This window comes from Nitrosospira sp. Nsp14 (genome assembly GCF_900113575.1).
Lineage (GTDB): Bacteria > Pseudomonadota > Gammaproteobacteria > Burkholderiales > Nitrosomonadaceae > Nitrosospira.
Genome location: NZ_FOPV01000012.1, coordinates 81,349 through 93,428, shown reverse-complemented (window position 1 = coordinate 93,428; position 12,080 = coordinate 81,349). Strand labels below are relative to the sequence as shown.

Genomic DNA, 12,080 nt, shown 5'->3' with positions numbered 1-12,080 from the left:
CCAAGGCCATCGTGGTCAACCGGGCACTGACTCAATGAGCGTGCGCTACTCGTTTATGCACTTCTTGAACTTTTTGCCGCACACTATTTGGAGGATTTCAAAATGATGAATTATTTCCACTCGAGCAGGACCGTCCTTGTCTCGGCGGTTGTTGCCTTTTCCTTTGCCATTGGCGCCGGTGCTCCGGGATTGGCACAAGCCGCCACGGACAAGGTCGAGGACCAGGTTAAGCGCGTCGATAAGGAGCATAGGAAAAAAATACGGCAGGCAAACGACCTTAAGTTAAAGTCGCGCGACCCGTTGTTCCCTGAGCAAGCGGATGCGCGGGCAAAGAATTTCCGCGAGACGGCGGAGATTGTTGCGCGGCAAGGCGGCGACCCGAAGCCGCTTCTCGATGCCGCTGATTATTTCGAGAAGCAGTCTGAACTGATATCCAAGAGCCAGGCGGAAAAACCCTTGCCTGAGCCAACGACCAGTCACGCACCTGACGGATCGCACAGTCACACGCCTGCTAAATGAGGAGCTGAAGTCAGCCCCCGGCAAAACCGGGGGCTTTTTTGTTTATCCAGCGGTGATGATCGGCAAATCCTGATTTCAGAAACGAAACGAATATTGAAGGCCCACTCCGGCAAAAGCCTGGTCAGTCCTGCCGCCCTGGACGTTGCTGTAAAAAACCCCGGCGCTGAGGATATCGGGACCGAATAGCGACGTTCCCATCGAAAGCCGGCCGTTGTACCCCAAATCGTTCGCAGGCCATACCCCGCCCACCCATGCATCGGCAAGAATAAACGGACGCCGCACCACCCCTTGATCCGATGGTCCGTAACGAAAAGACGTGCCTATCCCCATAAGTGCGAATTTCTTTGGGATGAGCGTTTGAACGTTCGATAAGGAAGGGCTCAATAATCCACTCAGGTCGGACGGGAGTGTCGCTGCAAGCTGATTGCTTTCCCATGATCCCTGGAGCCTGACCTGCCAGTCCTGGAAGCCACTCAGCAGGGAACGCCCCAGGATCATTTGCACCTTATAGCCTTTCCCCAAATTGCTTCCGCCTCTGGTTTCATAACGATGACCATCCACATCCACGTGGAAAAATGTTTGTTGCGGCAGTTGCGCGGATAAGCCGAACAAGATGGTGTCCTTTTTCCCCAGGGCCCGCAGCGCTCCGGTTTCGTGACTCATCTCATTCATGGCCAGGCGGAAGTTCGCCTTCACTCTGCCAGTAACGGCCTGGTTGATCCTGACTGCGCCATGAGGGAGAGAATCGACTTCTCTCAGATTGCCTCCTACATTCGCCTGGAATATTCCTTCCCGCCAGGGACGCTTGTATTCCGCCGTGATGTCCACCTCATTCCGCGCCGGCAAGGTGATTCCCGGCTCCGTTGAATCGAGCAGATTGTGCTTGACCTCTGCCCATAGCGCTCCGCGCAGGTAAGGCAGGCTGAAACGCGCACGGCTTTCGACAAAATTGATGTTCCCCAGCGTTTTATATTCCATCCCTCCCGTCACTTGCCTGCTTGTTTTCTCTATCAAATCATCCCTGACGTTGAACAGATATGTTTGCGTGGCGGCGGATTCCTTATGTGCGGCAAGAAGGCTGTAGGTCAATGCCAGCGCTTCCTCGTTTCTGTCCAGACGCCTGAGCGCTTCCATCTTATTGAAATTGCTGAGATTGTCATCTTCATTTTCAAGAATGCGCTCCGCGGCGGCCCGGTCGTTTTCCCCCATGGCGAGGGCAAGGCGCTGCCAGGTGGGCGTTTCCTGCCGCGCAATATGCTCTTGCAATAACCAGTAACGGGCAACGGCATAATTTTCCTGCGACAGGTACGCGGCGACAAGCAGCTCCTGGACGGCTGGATCATCGTATCCTTTGGCAAGAAATCTTTTCAGGATCGAGACATCGGCGTTTACGCCCTCCATGTCCCGAACCAGGGCCAGGTATTCCGGTCGCAATAGATCCTTTATTTTGGGAGAGGATTCATTTTCGATTTGTTTAAGGCGGGCTCTCAAGTTGAACAAAACATATTTGCGCAGCTGCCAAGCTGTATCCGCACGGCCTGCCCTGGTTAGGGCGTCGGCATAAGTAAGTAGCCAAAGGTAATCATCGGGATTGGTTTTCGATTTACGCTCGAACCATGGCAACGCTTCCTTATTCTGCCCAACCTTGACCAGGGCCAAGCCGTATACGCCCCATAGCGCCTGCTTTTTTGAGGCATCGGGCCGCCATGTTTTCACATATGTTCGCAGTGCGCGCTTATCATTCAAGCCGATAAGGCTCCACAAAACTCCTTCTTTGGCAGTCGTCGATGCCGGGTTGACTTTTAAAGCCTGCAAATAATGTTTTACCGCCAGTTCAGCCTTACCTTCATGGGTTTGCAACTGAGCCTGCATCAGCCAGTACATCTCCGAATCCAGAAATTGCGATTCCGTGGTCATGGCTATTTTTATAAGGCGGCTTAGTTGAGTCGATAAGCGGGCCTGATTGGCGGCATCCATGGCGAGCAGCAACCACCGAGGCTGATCAAAACGACGATAAGCTTCTTCACCGGTTGCGATGGCGTCTTCCGGCTTGCCCAGATCACGGTTCAACTGGATCAGCCGTTCGGCTAAGACCACGCTGGTGCTTCCTGACTTCCAGGCGACGCTATAAGCCGCTAACGATTGCTCAGGTTGTTTCATTTCCCAGGAAAGCTCGCCCAGCGTCTCCCAGAAGTGGGTTTCCTTTGCTGTCATATTGCCTTTGCGTGACAGCAGGTGAGCAAGCGCCTTCTCGGATTGACCGTTTTTCCATATTAATTTCGCTTGATGAGTCGTAGCCTCCGGCAGACGGTCGAAACGGGAGCCTATGCGTTGCCAGGTTTCCATGGCGCCCGTCAGCTGGCCGGCATTTTCTTCTGTTTTTGCCAGCGCTTCCCATGCTTGCTGGTTATCCGGGTAGCGTTTTACATAGGATTTCAGAAAATTGACATGGTCGGAAAAATTGCCTGCATCGCTATGCGCGGACATCATATTGTTCAATTCCTCCTTGGTCAGTTCCCGGCTATCCGAAAGCCGGCTCAGCATTTCCAGAGAAGTGTCGACGGAATACAGCCCTGTCGAAAGTCTGAGCGCGTTCGTGATCGCCACATCATCTTTTCTATTTCTCGCCAGCCATAGCCATTCCTTCAACGCAACCTCTGGCATTGAAGCCCATTCCGCAATACGTCCCAACGTTTCATGGGCATTTCCATCTTCCGGAGCAACTTCAACCAGCCGCTTCGCTAAAACCACAGCGGGCTGAAGCTCGCCCACGGCAAGGGAACGATCAAGCTGCTTGCTAATTTGTTGGGGATCGTCGGGCGCGAATGACAAACGCAAGTTGCCCATTTCATACGCCTGCTTGGGATCGTCTCCGGCCTGACAAATGTTGATGGCCTCGTCTAGCAGTTCAGGGTCGGCCGGGAATCTCTGCTGATAGTTGCGAAAATATTCCAGAGCAAGCTTGTTATCGCCTGCTGCTTGCGACGCTTTAAGGGTTAGAAACGCGAATTCTCGGGCCTGGGTATCGGTGTCGGCCAGTGTATGAGATTCGTCATATATTTCCGCAGCTCGACGCGGCATCTCCGACGCCATATACCAACGTGCTGATTCCTTCAATTTTTCCACACGCGCTGATGGATGGGGAACAACCCCTGACCATCGGTAATACAGATCCGCAGCCACAGCGGGTTGTTCCAGCTCAAGGCCGAGTTTAATGATATTCGGTAGCAAGGATACTGGAAGCCGGGTTCTACTGAGCTCGACAATATTGTTTTGGAGGTGAGCCAACTTCGTTTTCCGGCTTGGGTCGTCGTTGCCGATTGACAAAAAATGACGGAAGTCGATTTCCATTACCAGTAGCCTGACGCTCAAGTCTGCCATGCCATTTTTGGGCAGTAGCGGTTCCAATGCAGCCCTGGCCTCATCCAGTTCACCCAGGTTGATGTAGTGCCGTACAAGTTCCGCACGCAAATCGGTGTCATCAGGCTTGATATTCAGGAGCAACTTCAAGTACAGGACCGAAAGGTGGTCGGGCTTTGCTATCTGGAATAATTCCTTTAGCCGGTCCTCTTCATAGAACAGGAGAGCAAAAACAAGAGCCAATCCCACACCGAAAGAAAATATTGTTTTTTTTAAACCGCCGAACAAATTCATGATCGGGTCTCTTAGAATAGCCCCCGATGGAGGGCATTTATTGTTGTTGTTGGTCCGATCGATGCCGAGCTTTATCAGTTCGCAACCCTGTAGCGGGCTATCGTCGGGCAGTTATCGCCTATCCAGCTAAGCTTTGCACTCACACACAAGCACGTCCGTTCGATGCACCACATAACGGGTGGATTATGGACACCGCCAAAGGGAACGACCCGTTTCTTGATTAAATGAGACTGGGTATCCAGTGCGCTTTGGAATCCCGTACTGCCGTCCTTTATTGTCGGTCCCGTAATTCTATACCCGATACTTCCCGCATATCATCCGCACGTACCAATCCTCAACGGGCTTCTTCAGTAAGGGAGTTTTTTAAGCTACCGAGGATTGGCGAAATACAGGTAACAGGGCCGGTCAGGTTTACGGGCGTTTTGATGACCATCCCCCCTGCGTTTTATGGTCGCAGGGGACATATTGCGCAAACTGGAAGGATGCGACGGCTGTGCCTTTTTGATCTGTTCGCTGCCAGCGTATCCGTACATCGCGAGCTGAATCTCTGGCGCGGGGGCGCGGTCGCGTATCCAGCGGAATGCTCGCTGGGGGTAGCTATCTCGTCAATGCGGGGTAAAACGTTGACGCATCAAGGCGCGGTATCTATCGCTGAAACCCGGCCACCTGCTGGTTCACGTGCTCCCCGTTGCCGCGACCCGTGGCATCGTATAGCTTGGTGAGATTATTCCAGCTGATTTTTACCGTGGGGTGGGTGGGGCCGAGCGTTTTCTCGAAGATCGCCAGCGCACGCTTATAGTACGCCTCGGCTTGCTCATACCGGCCACGGTTGTAGTAGATCATGCCCAAATTGTTGAGGCTTGTCGCCATGTTGAGCTCGTAAGGCCCTACGGCTTTTTCGAAGATGGCAAGCGAGCGCTCATAGAACGGCTCGGCTTCATTGTATTGTCCCAGGGCACGATAGACTTCGCCCAGGCTGCTCAGATCCTTGCCGACTTCCGGATGGTCGGGGCCCAGGCTTTTCTCGCGCATGGCCAGCGCACGCTTGTAGTACGGCTCAGCTTGCGCGAATTGTCCCTGGTGGTAATGAACTTCGGCAAGGTTGGTCAGATCGCTGGCCAAATCCGGATGGCTTGCGCCCAGTGTTTTCTCGCGGATCATAAGGGCGCGTTTGTAGAGGGGCTCCGCCTCAGCGTGCTTGCCCTGGTTGTGATAAACCGCGGCGAGGTTGTTGAGGCTTATGCCAAGGTTGGGATGGTCGGGAGCGAGTTTTTTCTCGTAAAGCGCAAGGGCGCGTTGGTAGAGCGGCTCGGCTTGCGCATATCTGTTTTCAGCGTGGTGGATCAATGCCATATTGTTGAGCCCGGTCGCCAGGGTGGGATGGTCGTCTCCAAGCGCTTTCTCACGGATCCCCAGCGAGCGCTCATAAAGGGGCCTGGCTGATGCATACTTGCCTTGGACGCAATAGAGTTCGGCGAGATTGTTGAGGGTTTGCCCAACATCGGGGTGATCAGGACGCAGTGATTTTTCTCGGATAGCCAAGGCGCGCTTGTAGAGGGTTTCCGCATCCGTAAACCTGCCCGCTGAGCGGTAAAGTTCCGCATGGCCGTTGAGGGTGGTTGCCACCAGCGCATTGTTGGCGCCGAAGTATTTTTCCCGGATTGCCAGAGACCGTTTATATAGGGGTTCCGCCTCCGCGTAACGATTATGGTCGCGGTAGAGTTCCGCCAGATTGTTCAGGCTGGTCGCCGTATCCGGATGGTCGGGTCCAACTGTCTTTTCCGCCAGCGCCAGCGACTTCTTGATGGCGGCTACCGCACGCTCGTAGTCGCCCTTGTTGTATAGCGATATCGCCTCTTCGCTAATCGCTTTCCACTTGGTCTCCTGTCCATAAACAGGTTGTGCCGCGGCGAGCGCGAGAGGCAGCAACAAAGCGAGCGGGAGTGTCTTCATAACATTCCTTGTGAGCGTGCAACCCCAAGTGAGGGTGGGATGGACAAATCGAGTGGATAAATCATCCGACCCCATGCCCGAGGCTATATTGCCAGTCATTTTCTCATAAACCGGATTCCGTGTATCTAGTCGACGGCATCGGACCGCCAGTCGCCGGACCGAACAATATCCAGCCCGGCCTCCTGATGAGCCCACGTTTGGCGGCGGTCGGTCCGGTTATTACGGCGCCGATTTGCGCTGATTGGCACTGGGTCAAACAGGGTATGCTGGCACAGGTCTCGCGGAGATGAGGCCGCATCATTCCTTGCCGTTGGGCTGCAACACAGCCGAATAGTTTCCCCTCTTTTATTTTCCCCGGTATGTGAGTTTTCTCACTTACCCGTCTCCCTGGCAAGAACATAATGGGTATGACCACGAAACCGCCAAGGGAACGACCACGTATTCGCGGCTTCATTTCAGCCGCCATGGATTTCAGGGGGATCGGGATGAAAGCTGGGACGAACAATCCGGGGGGAAGAAAGACTTTGAGCCCACTTCCGATTATTGCCATGATCGGCACCCTAGGCGTGTTTCAGCCTGCGCTTGCCCTGGACCGCACCTGGGTTGGGCGCGGTTATCTGGATGTCGCGCCGCAATGGTCTCCCGCCGGTCCGGCGGGTCCCGGCGACCGCGCGATCATCAATGGCGGCGTTTCGATCGTTTTCAACACCAGCGCCGAACCGGAATTTACTGTCGGCGAGCTTGGCGGCAAGGGCAATCTCACCGTAACCGGCGGACGGCCGGTCGTCTGGAGAGATGGAGACTTCACTGGCAGCGGCGTCTCTCAATTCGCGGGTCCTCTTTACCTATCTGGCAACTCGATCAAGCCTACGGAACCGGGGAAGGTTATTGGCGTGAGCGATACCACGTGGGGTAGCAACTCTGCGGTACCCCACGCTGCGGCAACCGCAGTGCCCGAGTCCGGGAGATGGGCGATGCTGCTTGCCGGGCTGTGCCTGATGGGGGCGATGGTTCGCCGGCATCATTGCTTCCCGAGAAAGGACCTGGACTCAGCCAGTTCGGCACGCTCGCTGTCATGATCGGCCGCAACTGCCTGGAGCCTTGCATAATAGTTGCGGGCGTCCGTGCGGTTGCCTGACGCCCCCGCTGCGCGGGCCGCGCCGGCAATGCTGCGGAAGCGGTTGGGGTCGCGCTTCAGGGAGCGCTCGAATTCGGTAAACGCCTCCGCAGGACGATTGAGCTGAAGCAGCATTTCCCCCAACAGTTCGCGCGAGGGAGCGACATTGCCGGGCGTCACCGGGTGCTTGTCGCTCGCTTCTTCCGCTTCCGCGGCGATGCGCATCAGTCGCACCGCTTCGTCGTTGCGATTCTCCGCAAGTGCGAGCCACGCATCGATCGTCTGGATTTGAAAATCTGTCTGCCCTGCCCAATAATCCAGCTTGGCGGTGGTCATCGCGTCCTTTAGCGCCTGCAGCCGCTGCATATCCCGGCGCGCCGCGGCATTGTCTCCGCTGCGGGCGGCGCCCAGGCCGCGGGCAAAGACGAGAATGGCTTCCGCCTGGGGAAATTTATCCCACGCCAGCTCGGCGGGCAGGAGCTCGAGCGCCGCTGCACCTTTCCAGTCGCTGCGTTCCAGCGCATAGCGGGAGGGAATCGCAGCGAAAGCATAGGCTGCCGGGAAATTTTCCACGTTGAGCTTGCGGATCGCGCCGGCTTCCTCCACCAGCCGCTTGGCAGCCTTGTCCTGCGCCTGCTGCAAATGGGCGAAAACCATGTAGTCCATGGCATGCAACGCATCGTAGGCGCCAACGCCGAGGCTCGCTTCCTTGAGTTCTCCCTTGGCGGCCTGATAGGAGGCCTGGTTGCTCGCCACCATCTCGCGCCACAGACCTGCCCGACTGAAGATGTGCGACGGCATGTGCAGCGCATGCGGCACCGAGGGCGCGATTGCAGCATAGGCCCTTGCGGCTGGCAGGCCCTTTTCAGCCAGCTCGGCATAATCGTAGGTGTGTATCAGATAGTGCGCCACGCCGGGGTGATCGGGATACTTCCGGAACAGCGGTTCCAGGATATTCGCCGCCTTGAGCTGGTTGGCAAACGTCTTGTCGGTGGGTAGCGCGGTCGCATCGAGCGCAAGCGCATAAAGGATCTGCGCTTCGGTGTCGTTGGGATAGCGCGCAGCCACACTTTCCATCGCTTTTTCGTAGGCCAATACCCGCGGCCGGTAATCCGTTGTCTCCCAATCGTTGAAAAGGACAGCTAACGCGGCAATATAGTCCTGCTCGCGCTCAGTATGGGCGGGTACGCGCCGGGCGTGTGCCAAGGCTATTGCGCCGGCGTTCCATGCCTTCGCGCCAGGTGGCCACGTGAATGGATTGCCCAGGGACATCAGGGCAACGCCCCAGTAAGCCATGGCGCAGGTTGTGTCGTGGCGCAGCACAGTGCCGAACCAGTTGATTGCCGGATTGAACCAGAAGGAATGCGCTAACGCCATCGCCCGGTTGAATTCCTTCTGGGCTTCCGCGTTACAGCTTACCGGGAAGTTAACCTCGCCGAGCTTTTCCGGAGGCGTACTTCCTGGAGGTCGGTGCTCGTCATGACTCCATGCTTGCGGCATCGCCATGTATAGCGTCGCCGCTAATATGAATACCGCTTTTTTTGCCCGTGCCATGATGTCTCTCCCCAGTGGTAGTCTGTAACTTGCCTCCTTTCTAAGAATAGCGTAGGGAAGAGCGCGCTGCCCGCAACACGTTTGTTGCTCCGACGATCGTCGGTGTTGCCTTCCCCTGGTTATTCTTTCAGCTGCCTGTGATATTTGTCACATCTTTCCAGCTTGAGATGGATTATTGTCTTTATTAGGTTTGCTGCAAACGAGTGGACGCAATAGAAATCCAGTGACGTTGTCTTTCGTGATTATCTTCGGGATTTGGCAATTTTCCCAAATGATTTTAAGGGCCGCGATTTCGATTTGTTTGAGCCTGGTCTCTATAACTGGCTGGGAAATGTGGCGGATTCCAAACGATTCAATTTCTTCCGTAGCGCTTGTATACGAATGTGGTAAGCGTCAGCCCTGTCGCCCCGCCGTGTCCACGGCGGGGTTTCTTTTACGCCTGAACGGTGCTGCCCGATCTTGTCATGGGGACAAGAAACCGCAGCCAGCCTAATCCCGTATATCTCCTTACGTTCTTGACTGTGCCCGCTATTTCGCCCGGCGCTTGACGGCATAGCCATACTGGATCGGCCAGGAGGGTTCCACTCCCATGGCGTGTTGCGCCTTGATGGCCCAGTACGGCTCCCGCATCAGTTCGCGGCCAATGAAAACAAGATCGGCCTGCCCGCTGGTGATGATTTCATCCGCATACTCGGGATCTGTAATCAGGCCGACGCCGCCCGTCCGGATCTCCGCTTCGTCGCGGATGCGCTGGGCGAACGGAATCTGGTAGCCGCGGGCGACGGGAATCCGAGCGTCGGGCGTGGTCCCACCTGAGGAAACATCGACCAAATCCACACCGAGCGCCTTGAGTTTTTGGCAAAGGACGATGGATTGTTCGATATCCCAGCCGCCACCGACCCAGTCGGTTGCCGAGATGCGTACGAACAACGGCAGCGCCTGCGGGATGACCTCACGGAGGCGCCGCGCAGTCTCCAGTACCAGGCGCATGCGGTTATCCAGGCTTCCGCCGTATTCATCCGTGCGGTTATTGCTGATAGGCGATAGAAACTGGTGCATCAGGTAGCCATGGGCGGCGTGCAGTTCGATGACTTTGAAACCGGCGTCGAGCGCACGGCGTGCGGCTGCAACCCAGGCATCGATGCATAGCTGGATGTCGGCGGCGGACATGGGCGTCGGAACGGGGTCTTCCACGTCGAAGGGCAGGGGGCTGGGCCCGATAACCGGCCAGCCGCCCTCGGCGGGCGTCTTCAGGCTGCTTCCGCCGTTCCATGGCGTATCGCAACTCGCCTTGCGCCCGGCATGGGCAAGCTGGATGCCGGGAACGGCCCCTTGCCCTTCCAGGAATCGAGCGATGCGGGACAGCGGACCGATATGTTCATCTTTCCAGATTCCCATATCAACCGGAGAAATGCGTCCCTCATCGGTAACCGCGGTGGCTTCGACCATGACCAGCGCGACGCCTCCAAGTGCCCGGCTGCCAAGGTGCACAAGATGAAAATCCGTGGCAAAGCCATCCTCCGACGAGTACATGCACAGCGGCGACATCGCTATGCGGTTGCGGAATGTTACGCCGCGGATGGTCAGCGGGGACAACAGGTCAACTTCAGGAACCTCCCGATCGTGCCTGCTGTGGCATTGGGTATGGATGGTTCCTGCCGCCATGCTTCCGGGCCCCGCTGCCCCGGTGGAAACCTCGGCTATTTCGGGCACCGCGGTCAAGGCGACAGCCGCATTGTCCACCTCGCTCACGGTGGACCGGTTCTCCCTTTTGCCATCTCTGCTGCCCTCTCTGTTTTCGTCATATTGGGACATGATCCTTCCTTCATTAAAGAACGCCTGTTGATCCTGTTAATCTTGCAGATTTTCGGATGTTCGGTCATGTAATTGCTTGATCGACGGGACGGCGGAACCGCATGCCGAATCCGTGCCATACGAGACAAATAGGGTCGCAACCAGCAACAATAAGCCCGATCCGGATCGCCGCGATTCAAATCGTTGATTCAAGCCACCGCAATGCAAGCTGGTGGGTTACGTTGGATATACCTAGTGTAGTACGTCGTGTAGACGGAATGGCTTTTTTTGCTCGCCAGCGTACACAAGCGCTGAGCAATGCACATGAACAGGAGGAAGGGAGGGGTGGAGGGTCGTATAGTTGCCTGCGACCTGATAAAGTATGCGGCGCTGTTTCTGATTCCAGGGGCTGTTTATAATTCGATGCGCGCTTTCGATATGGGAAATACCGTGACTACGATCAACAAGGCGGTTTACGTGCAGCCCGGCGGCGGGTTCGATCGCGTCACCCTGGACAGCAGCGAGACATCTCCGCCTCAAGCACATGAAATGACGGTAAGAATCTACGCAAACTCGCTCAACTATCACGATTATGCCGTGGTCAGCGGCATGTGGGGACCGAAGGTGCCGCGTATCCCCATGTCCGATGGGGCGGGCGAAGTGATCGCGGTTGGTACGGGCGTGACTGAATTCGCGCCCGGCGATCACGTTGTGAGTACGTTCTTTCCCACGTGGCTCGAGGGAGAACCGGAGATCAGCGACTTTCATACGGTTCCGGGTGATGGCGTCGATGGCTTCGCGCGCGAGCAGGTAACCATGCCAGCGACCGCGTTCACGCGCGCGCCTAAAGACTATAGCCACGCTGAAGCGGCAACGCTGACCTGTGCCGGATTGACCGCGTGGCGGGCATTGATGGTGGATGGAGACTTGAAACCCGGTGAAACCGTGCTTGTGCAGGGAACAGGGGGCGTTTCGGTATTCGCCCTGCAATTCGCCAAGGCGGCAGGCGCGACAGTAATCGCCACCTCGTCCAGCAATGAAAAACTCGACAGGTTGAAAGCGCTGGGCGCGGACTACCTGATCAATTACCGAGAGGACGAGGATTGGGGCAATTCGGCGCGCCACCTGACCGGGGGCCGGGGAGTCGATCATGTAATCGAGGTAGGGGGGCCTGCATCACTGGCGCAGTCGCTGGTGGCGGCCCGCGTCGGCGGTCACATCGCCATCATCGGCATTCTTTCTGGCACGACGGCAACCCTGCCGTTGCACACGGTTCTTACCCGGCAGCTGCGCCTCAAGGGCCTGGTGGTCGGCCATCGCCGGTGGCAGATGGACATGATCCGGGCCATCGACGCCATCGGCTTACGGCCGGTAATCGATCGCCATTTTTCGCTGGAGCAGATAGTCGAGGCGTTTCGCTATCAGGAGAGCAGGCACCACGTCGGCAAGATATGTCTTGATATCTGATACTTATTTGACCAATCAAAGG

7 protein-coding genes are annotated in these 12,080 nt (G+C 56.5%); 3 read left to right on the top strand and 4 right to left on the bottom strand.

Annotated elements, in window-relative coordinates:
• Window positions 1–102 precede the first annotated feature (102 nt).
• Entirely contained in the window at window positions 103–519 is a 417-nt protein-coding gene (locus BM022_RS09380) for a hypothetical protein (protein WP_091138766.1), read from the top strand.
• A 75-nt stretch (window positions 520–594) separates the two neighbouring features.
• On the opposite strand, the gene BM022_RS09375 is transcribed toward BM022_RS09380, so the two are convergent.
• Both BM022_RS09375 and BM022_RS09370 read right to left on the bottom strand, forming a co-directional pair.
• Window positions 595–4,173, bottom strand: a complete 3,579-nt coding sequence (locus BM022_RS09375; protein WP_091138765.1) for a tetratricopeptide repeat protein — start codon at window positions 4,171–4,173, stop codon at window positions 595–597.
• 645 nt (window positions 4,174–4,818) lie between these two features.
• The gene (locus BM022_RS09370; protein WP_091138763.1) at window positions 4,819–6,126 is read right to left on the bottom strand and encodes a tetratricopeptide repeat-containing protein; all 1,308 of its coding nucleotides are present in this window, start codon (window positions 6,124–6,126) and stop codon (window positions 4,819–4,821) included.
• A 407-nt stretch (window positions 6,127–6,533) separates the two neighbouring features.
• On the opposite strand from BM022_RS09370, the gene BM022_RS15215 reads away from it, so the two are divergent.
• Window positions 6,534–7,205, top strand: a complete 672-nt coding sequence (locus tag BM022_RS15215) for a hypothetical protein (RefSeq protein ID WP_143079561.1) — start codon at window positions 6,534–6,536, stop codon at window positions 7,203–7,205.
• Here the strand turns inward: BM022_RS15215 and BM022_RS09355 are convergent.
• Window positions 7,148–8,797 (bottom strand): hypothetical protein, encoded by a 1,650-nt coding sequence (locus BM022_RS09355; protein ID WP_091138758.1) that lies wholly within the window; start codon window positions 8,795–8,797, stop codon window positions 7,148–7,150. The genes BM022_RS15215 and BM022_RS09355 overlap by 58 nt on opposite strands.
• 528 nt (window positions 8,798–9,325) lie before the next feature.
• Complete coding sequence (locus BM022_RS09350; RefSeq protein ID WP_256209098.1) at window positions 9,326–10,612, bottom strand: NADH:flavin oxidoreductase/NADH oxidase; 1,287 nt, start codon at window positions 10,610–10,612, stop codon at window positions 9,326–9,328.
• A gap of 303 nt (window positions 10,613–10,915) precedes the next feature.
• Here BM022_RS09350 and BM022_RS09345 point away from each other — a divergent pair, with 303 nt between their 5' ends.
• Window positions 10,916–12,058: a zinc-dependent alcohol dehydrogenase family protein gene (locus BM022_RS09345; RefSeq protein ID WP_256209097.1), complete on the top strand. Its 1,143-nt coding sequence runs from the start codon at window positions 10,916–10,918 to the stop codon at window positions 12,056–12,058.
• Window positions 12,059–12,080: the final 22 nt, after the last annotated feature.